The organism is uncultured Sphingomonas sp., assembly GCF_913774285.1.
GTDB lineage: Bacteria > Pseudomonadota > Alphaproteobacteria > Sphingomonadales > Sphingomonadaceae > Sphingomonas.
On sequence record NZ_CAJYHX010000033.1, the window covers coordinates 83,487 to 104,917 of the forward strand.

Annotated in this window: 20 protein-coding genes; 12 read left to right on the forward strand and 8 right to left on the reverse strand. The window is 68.0% G+C overall.

The features are described 5' to 3' along the window. Positions 1-27 precede the first annotated feature (27 nt). On the forward strand, positions 28-1,122 hold the full coding sequence (locus tag QZ670_RS18730; protein WP_294258392.1) for a catalase family protein: 1,095 nt from the start codon (positions 28-30) through the stop codon (positions 1,120-1,122). Positions 1,123-1,164: 42 nt separating this feature from the next. Here the strand turns inward: QZ670_RS18730 and QZ670_RS18735 are convergent, their stop codons facing one another. After that, positions 1,165-2,823, reverse strand: a complete 1,659-nt coding sequence (locus QZ670_RS18735) for a hypothetical protein (RefSeq protein WP_294258394.1) — start codon at positions 2,821-2,823, stop codon at positions 1,165-1,167. A gap of 130 nt (positions 2,824-2,953) precedes the next feature. Beyond that, positions 2,954-3,727: a polysaccharide deacetylase family protein gene (locus QZ670_RS18740; RefSeq protein ID WP_294258397.1), complete on the reverse strand. Its 774-nt coding sequence runs from the start codon at positions 3,725-3,727 to the stop codon at positions 2,954-2,956. 193 nt (positions 3,728-3,920) lie between these two features. Here QZ670_RS18740 and fliF point away from each other — a divergent pair, with 193 nt between their 5' ends. The 6 genes from fliF to QZ670_RS18770 all read left to right on the forward strand — a co-directional run bounded on the left by fliF (position 3,921) and on the right by QZ670_RS18770 (position 11,552). Beyond that, a complete protein-coding gene (fliF, locus tag QZ670_RS18745) occupies positions 3,921-5,525 on the forward strand; it encodes a flagellar basal-body MS-ring/collar protein FliF (RefSeq protein ID WP_294258400.1) in 1,605 nt (534 codons plus the stop codon). An 11-nt stretch (positions 5,526-5,536) separates the two neighbouring features. Continuing rightward, positions 5,537-5,896 carry a flagellar motor switch protein FliN gene (fliN, locus tag QZ670_RS18750; protein WP_294258402.1) on the forward strand — a complete coding sequence of 120 codons (360 nt, stop codon included), beginning with the start codon at positions 5,537-5,539 and terminating at the stop codon, positions 5,894-5,896. Next, positions 5,896-7,227, forward strand: a complete 1,332-nt coding sequence (locus QZ670_RS18755) for a sigma-54 dependent transcriptional regulator (protein WP_294258403.1) — start codon at positions 5,896-5,898, stop codon at positions 7,225-7,227. Before fliN ends, QZ670_RS18755 begins: the two co-directional genes overlap by 1 nt. Positions 7,228-7,250: 23 nt before the next feature. Beyond that, positions 7,251-9,332, forward strand: coding sequence for a flagellar biosynthesis protein FlhA (flhA, locus tag QZ670_RS18760; RefSeq protein ID WP_294258405.1), 2,082 nt, complete (start codon positions 7,251-7,253; stop codon positions 9,330-9,332). Between the two features lie 76 nt (positions 9,333-9,408). Continuing rightward, entirely contained in the window at positions 9,409-10,881 is a 1,473-nt protein-coding gene (locus QZ670_RS18765) for a flagellar hook-length control protein FliK (RefSeq protein ID WP_294258408.1), read from the forward strand. 17 nt (positions 10,882-10,898) lie between these two features. Beyond that, positions 10,899-11,552 carry a flagellar hook capping FlgD N-terminal domain-containing protein gene (locus QZ670_RS18770; RefSeq protein ID WP_294258411.1) on the forward strand — a complete coding sequence of 218 codons (654 nt, stop codon included), beginning with the start codon at positions 10,899-10,901 and terminating at the stop codon, positions 11,550-11,552. 693 nt (positions 11,553-12,245) lie between these two features. On the opposite strand, the gene QZ670_RS18775 is transcribed toward QZ670_RS18770, so the two are convergent. The 6 genes from QZ670_RS18775 to QZ670_RS18800 form a co-directional block, all read right to left on the reverse strand. Continuing rightward, a complete protein-coding gene (locus QZ670_RS18775) occupies positions 12,246-12,647 on the reverse strand; it encodes a hypothetical protein (RefSeq protein WP_121078589.1) in 402 nt (133 codons plus the stop codon). 142 nt (positions 12,648-12,789) lie between these two features. Beyond that, the gene (locus tag QZ670_RS18780; RefSeq protein ID WP_294258413.1) at positions 12,790-13,644 is read right to left on the reverse strand and encodes a flagellin; all 855 of its coding nucleotides are present in this window, start codon (positions 13,642-13,644) and stop codon (positions 12,790-12,792) included. A gap of 235 nt (positions 13,645-13,879) precedes the next feature. Continuing rightward, positions 13,880-14,629: a flagellar basal body L-ring protein FlgH gene (gene flgH / locus QZ670_RS18785; RefSeq protein ID WP_294258416.1), complete on the reverse strand. Its 750-nt coding sequence runs from the start codon at positions 14,627-14,629 to the stop codon at positions 13,880-13,882. A gap of 11 nt (positions 14,630-14,640) precedes the next feature. Next, the gene (flgA, locus tag QZ670_RS18790) at positions 14,641-15,069 is read right to left on the reverse strand and encodes a flagellar basal body P-ring formation chaperone FlgA (RefSeq protein ID WP_294258418.1); all 429 of its coding nucleotides are present in this window, start codon (positions 15,067-15,069) and stop codon (positions 14,641-14,643) included. Beyond that, the gene (gene flgG, locus QZ670_RS18795) at positions 15,069-15,851 is read right to left on the reverse strand and encodes a flagellar basal-body rod protein FlgG (protein WP_294258420.1); all 783 of its coding nucleotides are present in this window, start codon (positions 15,849-15,851) and stop codon (positions 15,069-15,071) included. Before flgG ends, flgA begins: the two co-directional genes overlap by 1 nt. A gap of 22 nt (positions 15,852-15,873) precedes the next feature. Then, entirely contained in the window at positions 15,874-16,614 is a 741-nt protein-coding gene (locus QZ670_RS18800) for a flagellar hook-basal body complex protein (protein ID WP_294258423.1), read from the reverse strand. Positions 16,615-16,731: 117 nt separating this feature from the next. Between QZ670_RS18800 and QZ670_RS18805 the strand changes: the two genes are divergently transcribed. From QZ670_RS18805 to parE, 5 genes are all read left to right on the forward strand, one after another. Next, a complete protein-coding gene (locus tag QZ670_RS18805; protein ID WP_294258426.1) occupies positions 16,732-17,286 on the forward strand; it encodes a flagellar basal body-associated FliL family protein in 555 nt (184 codons plus the stop codon). Then, positions 17,283-18,302, forward strand: a complete 1,020-nt coding sequence (gene fliM / locus QZ670_RS18810; RefSeq protein WP_294258428.1) for a flagellar motor switch protein FliM — start codon at positions 17,283-17,285, stop codon at positions 18,300-18,302. Before QZ670_RS18805 ends, fliM begins: the two co-directional genes overlap by 4 nt. Then, positions 18,299-18,706, forward strand: coding sequence for a DUF6468 domain-containing protein (locus QZ670_RS18815; RefSeq protein WP_294258430.1), 408 nt, complete (start codon positions 18,299-18,301; stop codon positions 18,704-18,706). The genes fliM and QZ670_RS18815 overlap by 4 nt, the downstream gene beginning before the upstream one ends. Beyond that, positions 18,706-19,284, forward strand: a complete 579-nt coding sequence (locus QZ670_RS18820; RefSeq protein ID WP_294258432.1) for a hypothetical protein — start codon at positions 18,706-18,708, stop codon at positions 19,282-19,284. Before QZ670_RS18815 ends, QZ670_RS18820 begins: the two co-directional genes overlap by 1 nt. A gap of 117 nt (positions 19,285-19,401) precedes the next feature. Then, positions 19,402-21,378, forward strand: coding sequence for a DNA topoisomerase IV subunit B (gene parE, locus QZ670_RS18825; protein WP_294258433.1), 1,977 nt, complete (start codon positions 19,402-19,404; stop codon positions 21,376-21,378). The last annotated feature ends 53 nt before the right edge of the window (positions 21,379-21,431 follow it).

Here is a 21,431-nt window from a genome sequence, read left to right on the forward strand (position 1 = left end):
CCTTCGAACCTTCGAAGGAAACCAGCCATGTCGCAGCCCGTCCGTTATTCGCCCTCCGTCGAACAGCCCCAGCCCGACGAGGCGGAGACCGTCGCCCGGCTCAAGGAACAGTTCCAGAAGATCCTCGACACCACGTCCGAGGACTATCAGCACGCGGTCCGCTCGGTGCACGCCAAGGGCCATGGCATCGCGCGCGGCACCTTCACGATTGCCGACAATCTGCCGCCCGAACTCGCCCAGGGCCTGTTCGCGACGCCGGGCCGCCACGAAGCGATCCTGCGCTTCTCGACCAATGCCGGCGACATCCTGGATGACTCGATCCGCCTACCCCGCGGCGTGGCATTGAAGGTGCTCGGCGTCGAAGGCGCGCGGCTGCCGGGCAGCGAGGGCGACACGACGCAGGACTTCGTGATGGTCAACGCCCCCGCCTTCGCCGCGCCGGACGCCAAGAAGTTCCTCGGCAACCTCAAGCTGCTCGCCGGCACCACGGACAAGGCCGAGGGCGCCAAGAAGCTGCTATCGGCGGTGCTGCGCAGCTTCGAGGCGGCGATCGAGGCGGTCGGCGGCAAGTCGGCGCTGCTGAACAGCCTGGGCGGTGCCAAGCCGGTGCATCCGCTGGGTGCCACCTATTACAGCCAGACGCCCTACCGCTATGGCGCGTACATCGCCAAGTTCCAGCTGGTGCCGGTATCCGGCATCAAGGACTTCGCCGACGAGACGATCAACGCCACCGGCCGCCCCGATGCGATCCGCGAGGCCGTGAACGAATTGCTCGTCGAGCAGGGCGGCACCTGGGAGCTGCGCGTGCAGCTGTGCACCGATCTCGAGAAAATGCCGGTCGAGGATGCCTCGGTCGTCTGGGACGAGGACGAGAGCCCCTATCGCACCGTCGCGACGCTGCACGTGGAGCCGCAGACGGGCTGGATCTATGGCGAAAGCGATCGGATTGAGGACCGGCTGTCCTTCGCGCCCTGGCACGGCCTCGCCGCGCACCAGCCGCTCGGCGGCGTCAACCGGGCGCGGAAGGAGCCCTATAAGTTTTCCGCCGACTATCGCGGTCGGTTCAACGGCTGCCCGATGCACGAGCCGCGGGCGCTCGACGAACTGAACGTCGAGGCCTGACCGGCGCGGGGCCGCCAAGCGGCGGCCCCTCCCCGCGCGCGATCAGCTCTGGTGCGGATCGCGCGGCCGTTCCGGCCGGGCAGGACGGGGCGGCTGCTGCGGATGCGGCCGCGCCTGTTCGGCCCGCGCCGCGGCTTCTGCGCGCTGCTGCTGCGCCATCTGCACGCGAGCCTGGGCCTGCTGCCGCGCCTGGGCCTGCTGGCGCTGCTCGGCCTGCGCGCGTGCTGCCTGCTGCTGGCGGGCACGTGTCTGCGCCTGTCGCTGCGCCAGTTCGCGCTGGGCTGCCTGCTGACGGGCGCGCTGCTGTGCCTGCTGCTGGGCCTGTTGACGTTGCGCCATCTGCACGCGGTTGCGCTGCTGAGCTTGCTGGGCCTGACGCTGGCGCTCCGCCGCCGCTTCACGCGCGCGTTGCTGGGCCAGCTGTTGCTGTTGCGTGCGCTGCGCCGCTGCCTGCCGGACGCGCTGCTGCTCGGCCGCCTGCTGACGCACCCGCTGCTGGGCAGCCTGCTGCGCCTGGGCCTGCGCGACGCGCTGGCGGGCCTGCTGCTGGGCGAGCTGCTGCTGCACCTGGCGCTGCCGGGCCTGCTGTTCGGCGAGCCGCTGCTGCTGCGCCTGGAGGTTCGCGCGCTGCTGCGCCTGTTGCTGGAAGGCAAGCCGCTGCTGGGCCTGCGCCTGCGCCTGGCGCTGCGCCGCCATCTGCTGGGCCTGGCGTTGTGCCGCCTGCTGCTGGGCAATCTGCTGGGCGCGGATCTGCTGCTGGCGCCGTGCCTCGGCCTGGCGATCGCCGCCGAACCAGTTGGGCATCCAGCCGCGCTGCGGCGGCGGCGCGGGCGGCACATAGGCGACCGGCTGCGGCGCCGGGGTGCGGAAGCCCTGGCTCTGCCACGCGGCGAAGCGCTGGGCGGCAGAGGCGCGGCGCTGGCGCTCCTGCTGCCAGACGGCCTGTTCCTGCGCGGCATGTGCCTGGCGATAGGCCTGCCATTCGGCCTGGCGCGCCTGCGCCTCGGCCCATTGCGCGTTGGCGGCGGCGATCTCCGCGCGCCGCGCCGCCCAGTTGGCTGCGACCACCCCGCGATGCTCGCGCTGCGCCGACAGCCGGTAGAGATATTCCGCGCGATCATAATAGCGGGACGCGGTGTCGGCGCGGCCGTAATAGTCGTTGGCCGGCAGCAGGTCGCCGCCCGCGTCGTACACCGCGACGAGATCGTCGCCCGAATAGGCATAGCTATAGTCGGGGTCGCGGACGAGATAGGGCTGGTCCGCCCCGGCCTGGTAATAATAATAGCGATAGCCGCCATCGACCGGCTCCGCATAGCGCCGGTCGCCGACGCTGGTCTGCCACACCCAGGGCGAGACGCGGCCGTCGTCATAGGCATAGTCGGGCGGCGCATCGCCGATCGCATCGGCAACACCCTGGGCGCGATCGAGATAGGCATAAGCGTCGCTGCGCCGCGCGACCTGCGCCACGCGCACTCGCCGTGTCGCGGGCAGCGCCTCGGCCGACGGGGCGGTGGCGAGCGACGTCGCGGCGCCGGCCTGCAGCGGCACCGCCGCGGGCAGCGCCGGCAGCGCATCGGCCATGTTGCCCATCGACGCGTTGCTATCCGCCTGCTGTGCCGGATTTCCCGGGCTGCAGGCGGCCAGCGCGATGGCGAGCATGCTCGCCGACAGCATGGCGGGGCGTTTCCACAGATCGGACATGACAGCTCCTCACTTCCCGCCCCCTTGACGCAGCTTCTGCCCGTTCCAGGCTGAACCTGCGCTGGAGCGGCCGTTCATCGGCCGTCAAACGCCTATCGCTGGTTTCGGATGCGCAAGCGTCGGGCGCGGGTCAGCCCGAAGCGAGACGCCGCATCTGCTCCCCTACGGTGCGCACCGCGAGCCCGCTCGCCAGCACCATGTCGAGCAGCGCCTCTTGCTGTGCCGCGGTCACCGCCCCGTCGCTTTCCGGCCCGGCGCCGACCTGGTGGAACACCAGGATCGCCCAGCGCCGCTCGTGCCGCGCCAGCTGGAGATAGTTGAACACGTCGAGCGGCTGCGCGTCATAGCCGACCGCCAGTGCCTGCAGCCGATACGGGTGGCGCCGCACCCAGGCCGCCGGGTTGGGCGGCCCCTCGCTGTTCCGCGCGCTGTCGAGTCCCAGCCGCTTGAGCAGCGCCTCGTAGCGGGCGCGCTCGGCATTGGCGGTGCCGGGGCCCAGATCGGTGACATCGCACGGATAGGCGAAGTCGCGCGGCCGCTCGGGTCCGGCCACCTTGTCCAGCCAGGCTTCCAGCGGGCGGAACTCCTTCTCGGCAAAGGCCTCGGCGGTGAGCGGACCGATGTTGCAAGGGTGGTGCATGGTATGCGCGCCGAGCTCGTGCCCACGCGCCGGCATCTTCTCCCAGTCGGCGACGCGGTCGACGATATTGTCCCAGGTGACGTAGAAGGTGCCGTGCAGGCCCCGCCGCTCCAGCGCGGGCGCCGCCACGTCGAGATGCGAGGGCAGCCCATCGTCATAGGTCAGGCTCAGCGCCCCGCCCGCGTCGTCCGCCGCCCGCGCGAGGGGGGCGCCGAGCACCAGCGTCGCCAGCCCTGCCGCGAAGTGCCGCCTGTTTACCTGCATGTCGTCTCCATCCGTTGGCGATGCCCTTGGCCGCAGCCGCCGGCGCACGCAACCGTGCTTCCGTAGCTTCGCGTAGGTCGAGCGACTGCTAGGCAAAAAATTCCCACCCGGCAGAAACTGCCGTTCCGCCCGCCTCCTATAAGACCATTAACAAGGGGCATTCCGCGCCCCGTAGCTACTGCATGGGGCGGCTTTGGAAGCGATCAAGAATCTGGTGGCGCAACTCGGCACCAAGCGGCTCGCGATGATGGGGGGCGTGGCTTTCGCCCTGCTCGCGGCGCTGACCTTCGTGGCGATGAGCAGCTCCAAGTCGAACATGGGCTATCTCTACACGGACCTGGATCCGGCAGCCGCCTCGACGATCACCGAGAAGCTGAAGGCGCAGAACGTGCCGTACACGCTCTCCGCCGACGGCACCGCGATCATGGCGCCCGAGGACAAGCTCGCCGAACTGCGCATGAGCATGGCCGGCGAGAAGCTGGGCGGCAAGATCGGCTATGAGGTACTCGACGAGGAGCAGCCCTTCGGCGTTTCCGCCAGCCGCGCCAAGATGAACGAGACTCGCGCCGTGGAAGGCGAGCTCTCCAAGTCGATCCAGACGATCCAGAGCGTCACCGCCGCGCGCGTCCATATCGTGATGCCCGAGCGCGCGATGTTCGCCAATGAGAGCCGCAAGGCGACCGCCGCCGTCACCATCAAGACCAAGGGCCATATCGGTTCGGAGCAGGTCGCGGCGATCCGCTACCTCGTCTCCTCCTCGGTCCCCGAGCTTTCGCCCGACGCCGTCTCGGTGGTCGACCAGACCGGCGCGCTGCTCGCCCGTGCGGGCGATCCGGACACCGCCGCCGCCGGCGATGCCGACGAGCGCCAGCAGGCGGTCGAGGGCAAGCTGCGCGACGAGATCGAGGCGCTGCTCCAGCCGATCGTCGGCGAAGGCAAGGTCCGCGCGGAAGTCTCCGCCCAGATCGACCGCGACCAGACGCGCGAGGAATCGAACGTCTATGATCCGGACAAGCAGGTCGTCGCCCGCCAGGTGAGCGTCGAGACCGGCGACCAGAACAAGGAAAGCGACGCGGGGCCGCAGACCGCCTCGGTCGCCAACCAGATGCCCGACGCCAAGGCCAATCCGGGTGCGCCGGGCAGCTCGCGTCAGTCGGCGAGCAACCAGACCTCGGAAGACACCACCTATTCCAATAGCTCGACCCGCACGGTGACGCTGCGCTCGCCGGGCAAGGTCACCCGCCTCACCGTCGCGGTGATGGTCGATGGCGGTCCGAAGGGGCTGCCCGCCGATCAGATCCAGCGCCTGCAGCGCCTGGTCGAGAATGCCGTCGGCATCGATACCCAGCGCGGCGACAGCGTCGTCGTCGAGAGCATGCCCTTCTCGGCGGTGCCGGTGGACGAAGGCAAGGAGAGCCTCTTCTCCAAGCTGCCGATGGACCGGATCTGGACCTTCCTGCAGCTCGCGCTGATCGCCGGTGTCGGCCTGCTCGCCCTGCGCATGCTCAAGCCGAAGCCCGAGCCGCTGCCGATCGAGCCGGAGATGACCCAGCTGGAGGCACAGCAGCAGTCCGAAGAAATGCGGGCGCTGACCGCCCTCGCCGCGGACGGCGACCCCGAAGCGCTCCAGAAGCTCGAGCAGATGCAGGTCAGCGAGACCGCGCTGCTCGATCAGGAAATCGCCCTCGCCCAGGTGGATGGGCGGATCAAGCTCTCCGCCCTCAAGCGGATCGGATCGGCCATCGCGGCCAGCCCGCCCGAGGCCGCCTCGGTGATCCGCCAGTGGATGAACGCATAGGATTTTAGCAGATGACGATCGATCCCCACGACATCATCCCGTCGGACGGCAGCGAGCCCCAGCCCGCCCCCGCCCCCGATTTCCAGGATTTCGAACTGCCGGGCAGCACGCCCGAGGCCCATGGCGGCAGCGCCGGCCTCGAAGCCGTGCACGACGTGCCGGTCAAGGTGCAGGCGGTGCTCGGCCGCGCGCGGATGCCGATCGGCGATCTGCTCGCGCTCAGCTCGGGCACCGTGCTCGAACTCGACCGCCGCGTCGGCGAACCGGTCGACATCTTCGTCAATGACCGGCTGATCGCCCGCGGCGAAGTCGTCCTGATCGACAACGCGCTGGGCGTGACGCTCACAGAAATCGTGCGGCCCGATCGCTGATGGCAAACCCGATCCGCATGCTCCTGATCGGCGCGCCCGGCAGCGAGTTCCGTCTCGCCGCCGAGCTCGCCCGCAGCGCCGGCGCCGAAGTGGCGATGGCCGACACGCCCGGCGACGGGCTGGTCGAGCTGCGCCAGGGCGGTGCCGATCTGGTGATGATCGACGTCGAGGCGGACATCACCGCCTTCATGGCGAGCATCCGCGCCGAGCGCTTCACCATCGCGGTACTCGCCTGCGGCATCGACGCCCCGGCCGAGCGCGCGGTGGCGGCGATCCGCGCCGGTGCGCGCGATTACGTCCCCCTCCCCCCGCAGCGCGAGCTGATCGCCGCCGCCATCGCCTCGGTGGTCGAGCGCAAGGCCCCGGCCTGGATCGGCGGCCACCCCGCGCTCGCCCGCGCGCTGTCGCTCGCCGCCGGTGTGGCGCCGAGCGCAGCCCCGGTGCTGATCACCGGCGAGAAGGGCAGCGGCAAGGAGATGATGGCGCGCGCGGTGCACGATGCTTCGGGCCGCCCGCAGCCGATGCTGGTCGCCGAATGCGCCGGCGTCGCCCCCGACGTGATCGAATCCGAACTGTTCGGCCACGAGGCGGGCGCCTTCCCGGGCGCCGTCGCCCGCCGCATCGGCCGGCTGGAAAAGGCTGGGCACGGCACGGTGCTGCTCCGCGAGGTCGGCATGCTGTCGCCCGCACTGCAGGCCAAGCTGCACGACGTGCTGCAGAAGCAGCAGTTCCGCCGCCTGGCGGGCCACGAGACCATTCCCTTTCACGGCCGACTGATCGCCACGTCGAGCCTCAACCTCGACGCGCTGGTCGAAAGCGGCACCTTCCGCGCCGACCTGCTGGTGCGGCTGGGGCTGGTGCGCGTCGAGGTGCCGCCCCTGCGCGCCCGCGGCGAGGACATCATCGCCCTCGCCCGCTATTTCGCCAAGCGCCACGCCGAAGTCGATGGCCTGCCGCCGCGCGCCTTCACCGACGAGGCGCTGGCGCTGCTCCAGCGCTATGTCTGGCCGGGCAACATCCGCGAGCTGGACGAGACGGTGCACCGCGCCATCCTGCTCGGCCGCGGCGCCGCGATCATGCCGGGCGACCTGGTGCGCGCCGACGGCACGCCGCTCGCCGAGCTCAACACAGAGACCAACCCCTTGGACATCAACAGCCTGGTCGGCCGCACGGTCGAGGAGGTGGAGCGCGAGCTGATCCTGCAGACGCTGGAGCGCTGCCACGGCAACCGCACCTCGGCCTCGAACATCCTCGGCATCTCGGTCCGCACGATGCGCAACAAGCTGCGCAGCTTCATCGACGCCGGCATCGCCGTCTCGCCCGCGCCCTGACCTCCAGTTTCCGGTAGCAGCCCATGCCTCCCGCCGTCCTGAAGTTCTTCGACCGCATCGGCGCCAACCGCGACATGGCGCTCGCCGGCGGCGTCATCGCGATCATCGCGATGCTGATCCTGCCGATGCCGGGCTGGATGCTCGACATGGGGCTCGCCCTGTCGATCACCGTCTCGGTGATGATCCTGATGACGGCGCTGTTCATCGAGAAGCCGCTGGAGCTCAGCGCCTTCCCGACCATCCTGCTGATCGCGACGATGCTGCGGCTGGGCCTCAACCTCGCCTCCACCCGCCTGATCCTCGGCCATGGTCATGAGGGCCCCGATGCCGCCGGCGGCGTGATCGGCGCCTTCGGCGAGTTCCTGATGGGCGGCGAGACCATCATCGGTCTCACCATCTTCATGATCCTGGTGGTGATCAACTTCGTCGTCATCACCAAGGGCGCCGGCCGTATCGCCGAAGTCGCCGCGCGCTTCAGCCTCGATTCGATGCCCGGCAAGCAGATGGCGATCGACGCCGATCTCTCGGCCGGCATGATCAACGAGGAGCAGGCCAAGGCCCGCCGCGCCGAAGTGGAGGCCGAAAGCGGCTTCTACGGCGCGATGGACGGTGCCTCCAAGTTCGTGAAGGGCGATGCCGTCGCGGGCCTGCTGATCACCGCGATCAACATCGTCGTCGGTCTCGGAATCGGCGTGATCGAGCACGGCGTGCCGATCGGCGAGGCGTTCCGCACCTATACCGTGCTCACCGCCGGCGACGGCCTGGTCAGCCAGATCCCGGCGCTGATCGTCTCGACCGCGGCGGGCCTGCTCGTCTCCAAGGGCGGCGTTGCCGGCAAGACCGGCGCGGCGCTCGGCGACCAGCTCGGCCGCTACCCCAAGGCGTTCGGCATGGTGTCGTTCCTGATGGGTGCGCTGGCGCTGATGCCCGGCCTGCCCTTCATCCCCTTCGCCGCCTTCTCGGCGCTGTCGGGCTGGGTGGCCTGGGAGATGTCGCGCCGCTCCACCGCCAAGGCCGCGCGCGAGCGCATCCAGGCAGCACAGGAGGTCGCGCACTCGCAGGCGGTCGAGCAGCCGATCTCCGAGACGCTGGCGATCGACGCGGTGCGCATCGAGATCGGCTATGCCCTGCTGCCGATGATCAACGACGATACCCGCGAACCGCGTCTCGACGACCAGGTCCGCGCGCTGCGCCGCCAGATGGCGACCGAGTACGGCTTCGTGCTGCCCTCGGTCCGGATCATCGACAATATGGGCCTCAAGCCCAACGAATATGTCATCTCGATCAAGGAGACCGAGGCGGCCCGCGGCGACATCCGGCTGGAGAAGCTGCTGCTGATCAATCCGGGCGGCGGTTCGGTCGGCCTGCCCGGCGAAGTCACCAAGGAACCCGTGTTCGGTCTGCCCGCGCTGTGGATCGATCGCGAGCTGCGCGACGAAGCCGGCTTCCGCGGCCTCACCGTGGTCGATTGCGGCACGATCATCGCCACGCACCTCACCGAGCTGGTGAAGGAAAACATCGCCGATCTGCTCTCCTACACCGAGACGCAGAAGCTGCTGACCGAAGTCCACAAGGAATCGGAAAAGCTGGTGGCGGACATCATCCCGTCCAAGGTCTCGGTGTCGAGCGTCCAGCGCATCCTGCAGAACCTGCTCGCCGAGCAGATCTCGATCCGCGACATCCCGACGATCCTCGAAGGCATCGCGGAATCGGCGCCGCTCACCAGCAACCTGACCACCATCACCGAGCATGTCCGCAGCCGCCTGGCCCGCCAGATCAGCGCCTCGCAGGCGCGCGGCGACGCGATCCCGGTGGTCACCCTCTCGGCGGATTGGGACCAGGCGTTCGCGGACAGCATCCTCGGCGCGGGCGACGACCGCCAGCTGGCGATGGCCCCGTCGGCGCTCCAGCAGTTCATCGGCGCGGTGCGCGAGACCTATGACCGGCTGGCGCAGGACGGCGAGATTCCCTGCCTGCTCACCAGCCCTTCGATCCGCCCGTTCGTCCGCTCGATCATCGAGCGCGTGCGGCCCGCAACGGTGGTGCTGTCGCAGAACGAGATCCACGCCCGCGCCCGCATCCGTGCGCTCGGCGTAATTGGCTGATCCGCAACGATCGTCTCCACGATCGTCCTATAATGGTTTGGAACGGCCTCTTTCCGGCCGTGCAAGAGGCGACTGCATGAACGTCACGAACATCGGCTCCCCCTTCGCCGCCCCCGTCAGCCAGGAGGGCGCTGCGAATGCGGCCGGCGGCAGCGGCTTTGCCGGCCTGCTGGGCGGAGTCGGAACCGGTGGCGTGAGCGGCTGGGCGGGCCAGGGCCTGGTCTTCGCAGGTGCGGGCACGACGGGACTGCTCGGCGCGCAGACCGGCGCACCGCTGCTGCCGGGTACCCCCGATGCGAACGCGCTGCCCGGCGACAAGCCGCAGGTCGGCATGACCCAGCTGCTCGCCACCGCCGCGCCGAGTGCCAGCACCCCGCCCGTCGCGACCGGCGGCAACCCGCTCGCCGATGCCATCGCCAAGGCGCTCGCCGATGCGCGCGGCAAGACTGATGATACGGTGACGACGCCGAGCGAACCGGTACAGTCGGAGATCGCCGCTTCCAAGCCGAAGCCGACGGCCGCGGACGCAAAGCCGGAGACCGCAGATGCGCTCGCCGAGCTGCTGGACGCGGCCGCACCCAAGCCCACCGAAGATGCCGGGCCCGCGCGCCCGATGGTGGCAGTCAAGGTCGCCAAGCCCGCGCGCGGCACCGGCGGCGACAAGAACGGCCTCGATCCCGCGGGCGCCCCGCTGGCCGCGCCGGAAGCGACCACCCCGGTGGTCGTTCAGCCCGTTGCCGTGCCCGTCGCGCAGCTGCAGCAGCAGCCGCCCGCCGCCCAGCCTGCCGCTGCCCAGCAGCCGGCAGCGCAGAGCAAGACCAGCGGCGTGACCGGGCCGCGCTACGCCAAGGCAGATGCCATGGCGGGCAACGACGCCGCGCCTGCGCAGACCACCAACGACAAGCTGGCCGACCTCGCCGATGCGGTCGGACCTCGTCCGCATGGCGGCGGCGGCACCGATGGCGGCAGCGCCGGCGATCATGGCCAGCAGAATTTCGGGCAGCAGCTTGCCGCCGCCGACACGCGCCATGGTGGCGCCGCTCCCTTCCCCACCGCTTCGGGCCACGTTGCCCCGGCTGCGAGCGCGGCACCCGCCGCGCCGGCCGCGGAGCCGGTGCTCAACGCGCGCGCGGGTGAGCTGGGCCGCAGCCTCGGCGTCGAGATCGCCCGCAAGGTGGATGCCGGCGAAGACATGCTGCGCGTCCGCATGAACCCGTCCGAACTCGGTCGCGTCGAAGTCACCCTCGCCTTCGACGACAAGGGCCGCGTCCAGGCGACGATGCGCGCCGAAAGCCAGCACACGCTCGAACTGCTTCGCCAGGAAGCCCCCGATCTCGGCCGCGCGCTCGATCAGGCGGGTATCCGCAGCGATGCCAGCAGCTTCCGCTTCGAAAGCCGCGACGGCGGCACGGGCGGCGGCGGCAACGGCCAGCAGGCCTCGCAGCAGCAGTCGCGCGGCGGCAACCAGCAGTTCCACGACGAACCCGACGCCCAGACCGCGGCCTATCGCCCGATCCGCGGCGACGGCCAGGTCGACCTCATCGCCTAACGCTCAGGAGTAGCGCCATGACTCTCGTCTCTTCCGCCACCGCCGGGCAATCGGCCACCACCGAATCGTCGACCAAGCTGACCGCGGACTACAACCTGTTCCTCAAGCTGCTGACCACGCAGCTGCAGAACCAGGATCCGACCAACCCGATGGACAGCTCGCAATACACCCAGCAGCTGGTCCAATATTCGCAGGTCGAACAGTCGATCACCCAGAACAAGACGCTGAATTCGATCCTGTCGAGCCTCAACATGAGCTCGCTGACGTCGAGCACCGCGATGATCGGCCAGCCGGTACAGCTGAGCTCGGACAAGGCCGGCCTCAGCGCCACCGCCCCGGCGCAGTGGCAGTGGGATTCGACCAATCCGATCGACACGCTGAAGGCGACGATCACCGATGCCAAGGGCAAGACGATCGAGACCTTCGACCTCGACGTGAAGGGCACTTCGGGCCAGTTCAGCTGGGACGGCAGCACCAAGAGCGGTACCAAATATACCGACGGCCTGTATCAGCTGACGCTTGCCGGCACGACCGCTGCCGGCGCGAAGATCAGCACCACCGCAACTGCCATGGGCAAGGTCGATGACGTCCAGATGCTCAATGGATCTCCTGTGGTATCCATCAATGGCGCCCAATACCCCACCAGCATGATCTTGAAGATCGCAAAGTAACCTTTGCTCTCCGTAGCATCGCCTAGGGAGAGAAGCTTAAGTACAAATCCTGTAGCTGATTAGCGCGGGATTCGTTTCTCTCCCGTCCGATTCTGCGATATAACGAAAACAGAAGCAGCGAGGACGTTCCGATCCCCTCACGATCCTCGCGCTTCAATATTTGCCGAGCACCCCCCGCTCGGCATAGCGGCAGGCCAGTTCCCCCCAACTGGCCTGCCGCTCGCATGTTGAGGGCATCGCGTCCCTCCCCTCCCGCAGCATCCGCGTCCGCCTCGCCGCAGGACCCAAGGCAGGGTTCCGGCGCCGCCACGGTCTAGAACCGCGCGCACGCCCTACCACGCCAACCGCTTGCGACGCTGCAGGCCTGCAGGCGCGGGCAGGCGCACGCAGCGCCCTCGCCCCCTGGTTGTGCCGTGACGACCTGGTCCTTGTCCCTGACGCTGCGAGCGCGGAATGACAGGGGCGCGGTGCGGGTGCGCGCGACGCGCGGCTCGCAGACAAGCGCGTAAACAGAGGAACGCCAGCAGCGCTGCAAGAGCGACGGTCCTTCCCGCGAAGGCGGTAATCCATTCACCTGGACGTTTGGCGGAAAAGCCGCACTCTCAGCGCCAATGGGTCCCCGCCTGCACGGGGGTGACAGCTGTTCGGCACGTTGCGATCGCCCGCCGCAGCGGGCGCGCGACCGGCGCTGGATCAGTGGATGCGCGCCTCGGCGCGGCGGGTCAGCTCGCGCGCATGCGCGGCGACGATGCATAGCTCGGCATAGAGACGGTCCCAGAAGGGCGCGGCGATCTCGAGGCTGGCAGCGCCTTCCTGGCTGAGCACCAGTGCGGCGCTGGGATCGAGCTCCAGCCGGAAGCGCGTCGCGAACATGCCGTCGACATGCTCGTCGGGCAGCCCCTGCGGCACCGAGAGCCGCGCCGACATGATGTAGCCGGCGAGCACGTCCACGCCGTAGCCATCGAGCAGGATGCGCGGCCGCCCGCCCAGATCGGGACGTTCGACGACGATCAGCGCGCCCGAGGGATGCTCTTCGACGCTGACGCGCAGGCGCCCGCCAAAGGCATCGGTAATCTCGCGAATCCTCGGAAACAACGCCGATCTCCCAGTTTCCAACCATTATAGAAGCGGAAACCATATTACCCGCGATGAACGCGGGCAAAAAAAGAGGGCCGGGATGGCGTACCATCCCGGCCCCCGCAAGCCTTCGGCCCCCCAGGGTTGGGGCCTTGGGCTATTAGCGGAACAGCGAAGTGATCGTCTGCGGCGCCTGGTTGGCGATCGACAGAGCCTGAACACCGAGCTGCTGCTTGACCTGCAGAGCCTGCAGGCGAGCCGATTCCTTCGCCAGATCGGCGTCGACGAGGTTGCCGATGCCGCCGTCGATCACGTCCGACAGCTTGCTGGTGAAGGTCTGCTGAGCATCGATCTTGCGCGAAGCGGCGCCGAGCGTGCTGAGCGAGGTCTTCAGGTTGTCCGACGTGGTCTTGATCGTGTCGATCATCGACTGCGCAGCTGCCTGCGTGTTGATCTGACCGGTCGAAGCAATCGTCACGACCGAACCGCCGAGGTCGAGACCCTGGTTCGCCACGGTGAGCGAGTCGGGGTTCCACGCGGTGGTGCTGGTGTTCGAATCCTGCAGCGACTGCAGCGCGGTCACCTGACCACCCGAAGTCTTGAGCAGGTTCGTGCCGTTGAAGTCCGACGCGTTGACGATCGTGGTGATCTGGTCACGCAGCGCGGTGAAGTCCTTGTTCAGGGCGTCGCGATACGCGGTGTCGATACCATCGTCGGCAGCCTGCGTGGCCTTCGAGCGCATCTGGTTGACGATGTCGGAGATCTGCTCGGCGCCGGCAACGGCGACGTCAGTCACGCTCTTCGCGCGGCTGAGCGACGACGAAACCGCCTTCAGGCCGCCCAGGTCGCCACGGAGGCCCTGTGCGATCGTGTACGAAGCCGAGTCGTCCTTGGTCGAGGACACCGACAGGCCGGTGTTGATGCGGCTCTGGGTGGTGGCCAGGTCCTTCTGGGTCGAGGTCAGGCTCTGGAGAGCCGCCATTGCGCCGACGTTCGTGTTAACCGAAAATGCCATGGTGATTTCCTTCTTGGAAGTAGAGCCGCTTCTGCGACCCGGGTCGGAACCGCCAACCCTCGACTGGGCGTGAATGCCCTGCACGTCCATTGTGGGAAGAAAATCGAACCGACCAAAATTCTCCTGAAAATTTTGATGGTTACCGGAAGATTAAGATAAATATTCGGTAAATGCGAAAAGGGCCCGCCAGGTTTTCCGGCGAGCCCTTTCTTGTGTCTTGACCTGGGATCAGGCGTCAGAACGGGAACAAGGCGTCGTAGATCTGCTGGCCCCAGCGCGCCTGCTGCGCATCGGTCAGCTGGCCCTTGCCGCCATAGATGACGCGCGCCTCGGCGATCTGGCTGTGCTGGATGGAATTGTCGCGGGCGATGTCCTCCGGCCGGATGATGCCGGTGACGATCAACTCGCGCATCTCGAAGTTCACCCGCACTTCCTGCCGGCCGCGGATCATCAGATTGCCGTTGGGCAGCACCTGGGTGACGATGGCGGCCATCGTCATGTTGATCGTCTCCGATCGCACGGTGGTGCCGCCGCCCGAATATTTGGAGCCCGAATTGGTATCCACCAGCTTGGACGGATCGGTGCCGGTCAGCTTCTTGATCGGCGTCTGCAGGCCCAGCAGGCTGGAAATGCCGCTGGTCTCGGTGCCGCCGCGCGTACGCGAGGTATTGTTGCCGATATCGGCCTTGTCGGCGATCGCGATCTTGATCGTCAAAATGTCGCCCACCCGCCCCGCGCGCTGGTCGCGGAAGAAGGCGCCGGCGCCGGTACGGAACAGCGAGGCGGTCGGCGCATTTGCCGGCTGCTCGGGCCGCACCCGGTTGGAGCGATCGAGCGGCGACGCGAGCGAAGGCTCGACATCGGGCGCCTCTACCGGATCCATCGTCGAGAGCTTGGGCGCCTTGCCCACCGCCTTCAGCCGGCCGACTGCACCGCAGCCCGAGAGCGTGGCGCCGAGCGCCAGCGCGAGAATGATCTTACGCATGTACCTATCCCTCAGGGAGTGGAGATCCGCACCGAGCCCGAACCGTCGACGATTCCGTCGAGCGTGCGGTTGGTGGCAGTGACGACGATCCGCACGGGATCGCCTTGGGCGCCGCCGCCCAGCGCGCGGCCGGCGGCGGTGATGACCATGGAGCCGGAGACGATCTTGGCCGTCACCGGCTCGCCGCGCTTCACCAGCTGCGGCTTCATCACGTCGCCGCTGCGGAGCAGCGTGCCGGGGGCGAGCGCGCGCGACGCGTCCATTCCCACGGCGTCTTCGGGGCGGAGCGCGCCGCGCGCGCTCGCCACCGGGCGGGTTTCGATCGAGAGGTCGCCCATCTCGATCCGCTCGCCGCGCGCGACCGGGTGCTGGACCACCGCCACCGGCACGTCCTCGGCAGGCACCGCCACGCGCAGCAACAGGCCCAGCAGCGCGGACATCAGCGCAGCTGGCTGGTCGTCGCCAGCATTTCGTCGGCCGTCTTGAGCACGCGGCTGTTCATTTCATAGGCGCGCTGCGCCGTGATCAGCGAGGTGATTTCGGAGACCGGGTTGACGTTCGAGCCTTCGATGAAGCCCTGGGTCAGCGTGCCGATGCCGGTATCGCCCGGCGAACCGACGGTCGGCTGGCCCGAGGCGGCGGTCTCGAGGAACAGGTTGCCGCCCTTCGCTTCGAGGCCGTTCTCGTTCATGAAGGTGGCAAGCTGGAGCTGGCCGAGCTGCTGCGGCTGGGTGTTGCCGGCGACCGTCACTTCGACCAGGCCGGTCTTCGAGATGCTGACGTCGAGCGCGCCCTGCGGCACGGTGATGCCCGGCTGCACCGGATAGCCGTCCTGCGTCACCAGTTCGCCCTGGTCCGAGATCTGGAACGAGCCGTCACGGGTATAGGCGGTGGTGCCGTCGGGCATCGTCACCTGGAAATAGCCCTTGCCCGTCACCGCCATGTCGTACGGATTGTCGGTCTGCTGCAGCGAGCCCTGCTGGTTGATGCGATAGACGCCGCCGGTCTTCACGCCCGAGCCGATCTGGATGCCGGCCGGCACCTTGGTGTCGCCGCCGGTCGACGAGCCGGGGCGCGAGACCTGCTGGTAGAGCAGGTCCTGGAACTCGGCGCGCTGCTTCTTGAACGCGGTGGTGTTCATGTTGGCGATATTGTTCGAGATCACGTCGACATTGGTCTGCTGGGCCAGCATGCCGGTCGCGGCGATGGAAAGCGTACGCATGGAGTTTATCCCTTCGTGAAATTCAGCTGACGCGGCCGAGCTTTTCGATCGCGCTCTTGCGCAGGTCCGACATCGAGTTGGAGAGGCTCTGGCTGGTCTGATAGGCGCGCAGGATCTGCATCATGTCGGTCGTCTCGACGATCGCGTTGACGTTCGATCCCTCGACGCCGCCGCTCACCAGCTTGGTCTGCGCCGCCGGCAGTTCGCGGCCGCCGGTGGCGGTGAACATGTCGTTGCCGCGCGGATCGACCACCGCCTCGCTGTCGAACACCGTCACCGCGATGCGGCCGAGCGGGCCGTTCTCGCCCATCACCGTGCCGTCGGGATGGACGTTGACCTTGCCGGCTTCCTCCGGCGGCACCTTGATCGGCTTGCCGCCCTCGCCCAGGATCACCTGGCCGCCCGAGGTGGCGAGCTCGCCGCTCTCCAGCACCTTCACATAGCCCGCGCGCGTATAGGCGGTGGTGCCGTCGCCGGCCTGCACCGCCAGATAGCCCGGCCCGTCGATCATCACGTCGAGCGGATTGCCGGTCGGCTGGAACGCGCCGTTCGAGGCATCGTGGACCGCGCCGTAATCGAGCACGAACGAGGTTTTCTCGGCGGCCTTCACTGCGCCGTCGGTCTGTTCCACATATTCGCGGAACACCGGCTGCTCGCGCTTGAACCCCACCGTATTCATGTTGGCGATGTTGTTCGCCACCACGTCCATCCGGCGCCGCAGCGCCTGCTCCTGGCTGAGGAGCACATAAGAGGAGATGTCCACCGGACCGTCCTTCGAAAAATGGTCACTAGGCAGAAATTGCCGGGTGACGGTTCTATAATAGAGGGAAATCGGACGTGCGGACGCCGCGGCCGATAAATCGGAAGGTCCAGGGTTATTATGTCGGCCGAGATCGTCGAGGATAAAAGCGCGCAGGAGGCCCCGGCGCCCAACAAGAAGAAGAAGCTGATCATCATCGGCGCCGCCACCGTGGCCGCGCTGACGCTGGGCGGCGGCGGTGCCGCCTTCTTCATGGGCGGCAAGAGCGCGGCCAAGACCGAGGCGCATGGCGAGGAAGCCGCCGCCGCGGACGAAGGGCATGGCGAAGGCGATGCCAAGGAAGGCGAAGGCGGCAAGGAAGGCGAAGGCAAGGGCAAGTTTGTCGACGTGCCCACCGTCTCGGTGAACCTGCGCTCGCCCGACGGTGCGCCGCGCTTCCTGAAGCTGCACCTGATGCTGGTGCCCGGCACGAAGACCACTGCCGAGGCGCTGAAGGACAAGCTGCCGGTCGTGCTCGACGCCTATCAACCCTTCCTGCGCGAGCTGCGTCCCGAGGATCTCGGCGGTTCGGCGGCAGTGTTCCGGCTGAAGGAAGAGCTGATGGTCCGCGCCACCCGCGTGCTCGGCCCCGGCATGGTCAAGGAAGTTCTCATTCAGGACCTGATCCAGCAATGATCGATCTAGACGATTTCGACCTTCCGGATCCCCCCGCCGCGCCAATGGGCGGCGACGATATCCGCTTCGACCAGGCGGACATCGACGCCCTGTTCGGCGGCAGCGAACCGGTTCTGAAGAAGAAGGGCCTGCGCGCCGTTCTGGAATCGAAGGTCATCAGCCACGAACGGCTGCCGATGCTGGAAGTGGTGTGCGACCGCGTGGTCCGCAGCTTCGCCAGCTCGATGCGCAACATGACCTCGGACGCGATCGACGTGAGCCTGGAGGAAGTGACCTCGGCGCGCTTCGGCGAGTTCATGAACCGCGTGCTGCTGCCCGCGATGGTCGGCGTTTTCAAGATCGCGGAATGGGAAAGCTACGGGCTGATCACGGTGGAATCCGGCCTGATCTATTCGGTGGTGGACGCGCTGCTCGGCGGCCGCGGCAGCAACACGCCGACGGTGATCGACGGCCGCGGCTTCACCCCGATCGAGACCTCGCTGGTCTCGCGCGTGCTGGAAACCGCGCTGCGCGATTTCGCCGACGCGTTCGAGCCGATCGAGCCGGTGAACATGAAGCTGGAGCGTATCGAGACCAACCCGCGCTTCGCCGCGATCGCCGCCACCTCGAACATCTGCGCCATCGCGACCTTCCGCGTCGACATGGACGGTCGCGGCGGCTGCATCACGCTGGTGTTCCCTTATGCCACGCTGGAGCCGGTGCGCCACAAGCTGCTCCAGCGCTTCATGGGTGAAAAGAGCGGTCGCGACAGCATCTGGGAGGCGCATATGGCCTCCGAGATCCGCAAGACCAACGTGACCGTCAACGTGCTGCTCGGCGAAAAGGCGCTGCCGCTTTCCGACCTGGAGGAGCTGCAGGTCGGCCAGACCATCGCCTTCGACAAGAGCCCCGACGACGCACTCGACATGGCGTGCGGCGACATCAAGCTCGCCCAGGCCCAGATCGGCCAGCGCAGCGGCCGCGTCGCCGTGCGCCTGGTCAACGACGTTTCCCGCACGAGGAAGAAAGTATCATGAGTATCGCGCTTTTCGCCAATGTGCTGACGATCATCCTGTGCGTCGCGGTGCTCGTGCAGAGCATGCGCATGATGCGCAGCCTGCGCACCGTGAAGGACGGCGCCCTTACCGACGTGGTGAAGGCCCTGGACCATGCGACCGTGCAGGCCCGCGCCGTGCTTTCGGACATGAAGGCGACGCTGGGCACCGATTGCGCGCGCCATGCGCGGCTGGTGGAGCAGGCCCGCGACCTGCGCGACGAGCTCTCCGACATGATCGGCATCGCGGACAGCGCCTGCGAGCGCATCGTCTCCGCGGTGAGCCTCGCCAATGCCCTGCGCGTGGCCGAGGAGGAAGCCGCGGCCGAGGCAGCGGATGAAGAAGCCCCGGCCGACGAAACGCCCGCAACGCGTGAGGCCGCGTGATGGCGCGTCCTTCCCTGCTGCTGCTGATGGCGGCGGCCTCCGCGATCGCCGCGGTGGCCAATGCCGCCAGCATCGCCACCGGCGATCAGGACGGCACCAACAAAACCCGGCTGGGCAATTCGATCGAGCGCGACCTGAGCGCGCGCGATCAGGATGCCGCAAAGCGCCAGCGCGCGCTCGACCTGCGCGAGCAGGCGGCCAAGGCTGCCGAGCAGCGGCTGGCAGCGAGCGTCGAGGCACAGCAGAAGGACGCCGCTGGTGCGCCGGGTGCCCCCGGCAGCCCCTCGCCCGCCGAAGCCCAGTTCGACGAGCTCGCGCGCATCTATCAGGCGATGAAGCCGGCCAAGGCTGCGGCGGTGTTCGAGCAGCTCGACATGGAAGTGCAGATGAAGGTGGCGCAGCGGATGCGCCCGGCTTCCACCGCGGCGATCCTTGCGGCGATGTCGCCCAAGGGCGCGGCGTCGCTCAGCATGGCGCTGGCGCGCAAGAGCGCGGCAAAGCCAGTCGCGGCGCCGGCATCCGCGCAGGCCGCGCCGGCCGTTGCCGGTCCTGCCAGCCCTGCCCGCAAGCCGGGCTGAGGCTCCTGATCGCAATGCCGCGCCCGGCGAAAGCCGGGACGACGGCATTGCGACCATCAGAGCACGCACGCCGCGCGCCGCTTGCGCCCATACCCCCGCACCCCCTATACGTTCCGCATGTCCGAAGACCTCTTCGCTGCGCCCTCCGTCCCCGCCGGCACCTATGACGCCTCGTCGATCGAGGTGCTCGAGGGGCTCGAGCCGGTACGGCGCCGGCCGGGCATGTATATCGGCGGCACCGACGAGCGAGCGCTCCACCACCTCGCCGCAGAAATCCTCGACAATGCGATGGACGAGGCGGTCGCCGGCCACGCCAACCGCATCGAGGTAACGCTCGCCGCGCCCAACCGCATCACCATCGTCGACAATGGCCGCGGCATGCCGGTCGATCCGCACCCGCGCTTCCCGGACAAGTCGGCGCTCGAGGTGATTCTCTCGATGCTCCACTCGGGCGGCAAATTCTCGGGCAAGGCTTATGCCACTTCGGGCGGCCTCCACGGCGTCGGCATCTCGGTGGTCAACGCGCTGTCGGTGGACACGGTCGTCGAGGTCGCGCGCGACAAGCAGCTCTATCGCCAGCGCTTCAGCCAGGGCCAGACGCTGGGCCCGCTGGAGAAGATCGGCGGCACGCCCAACCGGCGCGGTACGAGTGTCGCCTTCACCCCCGATCCCGAGATCTTCGGCGAGATGCTGTTCAAGCCGGCGCGGCTGTACAAGCTCGCCCGCTCCAAGGCCTATCTGTTCGCCGGCGTCGAGATCCGCTGGAAGTGCGATCCGTCGCTGATCACCGACGACACGCCCGCCGAGGCCGTGTTCCAGTTCCCCGGCGGCCTTGCCGATCACCTGAAGGAGCAGGTAGGCACGCGTGAATGCGCCACCGCCGACTTCTTCGCGGGCACCCAGGAATTCCCCGATTCGCAGGGCCGCGTCGAATGGGCGGTCGCCTGGCCGCTGTGGAGCGACGGCAGCTATAGCTGGTACTGCAACACCATCCCGACGCCCGATGGCGGCACGCACGAGCAGGGCCTGCGCCAGGCGCTGGTGCGGAGTCTCCGCAGCTTCGCCGATCTGGTCGGCAACAAGAAGGCCAAGGACCTCAATCCGGACGACGTGGTGACGGGCTCCGAGGTGATGCTCTCGGTTTTCATCCGCGAGCCGCAGTTCCAGAGCCAGACCAAGGACCGCCTGACCAGCCCCGAGGCGACCGCGCTCGTCGAAAAGGCGGTGCGCGACCATTTCGACCATTATCTCACCGACAATATGGATCGCGGCAAGGCGCTGCTCGGCTATGTGCTAGAGCGGATGGACGATCGCCTGCGCCGCAAGCAGGAGCGCGAGGTCAAGCGCAAGTCGGCCACGTCAGGGCGCAAGCTGCGCCTGCCCGGCAAGCTGACCGACTGTTCGGCCGACAGCCCCGAGGGCACCGAGCTGTTCATCGTCGAGGGCGATTCGGCCGGCGGCTCGGCCAAGCAGGCGCGCGACCGCAAGACCCAGGCGATCCTGCCGATCCGCGGCAAGATCCTCAACGTCGCCAGCGCCACCTCGGCCAAGATCCTCGCCAACCAGGAAATCGCCGACCTGATCCAGGCGCTGGGCTGCGGCACCCGCAAGGACTGCGACGCGACGCAGCTGCGCTACGAGCGCATCATCATCATGACCGACGCAGACGTCGACGGCGCGCACATCGCGACGCTCTTGATGACTTTCTTCTTCCAGGAAATGCCGGACCTGGTGCGCAAGGGGCATCTCTACCTCGCCCAGCCGCCGCTCTACCGCCTGACCGTGGGCTCCAAGAGCCTCTACGCCCGCGACGACGCGCACCGCATCGAGATCGAGAAGACGGCGTTCAAGGGCAAGAAGGTCGAGGTCAGCCGGTTCAAGGGGCTCGGCGAGATGAACCCGAACCAGCTCAAGGAAACCACCATGGATCCCAAGACGCGGGGCATGCTGCGCGTAACGCTTCCGCAGGAATATGAGGAGCGCGCAGGCGTGAAGGATCTGGTCGATCGGCTGATGGGCAACAATCCCGCGCACCGCTTCGCGTTCATCCAGGAAAATGCGGCGCGGCTCGACGAAGAGGTGATCGACGCCTGAACATCTTCGCAGGCTTGCGCCCAGCGAGCCTGTGTGTACCATCCTCCTAACAC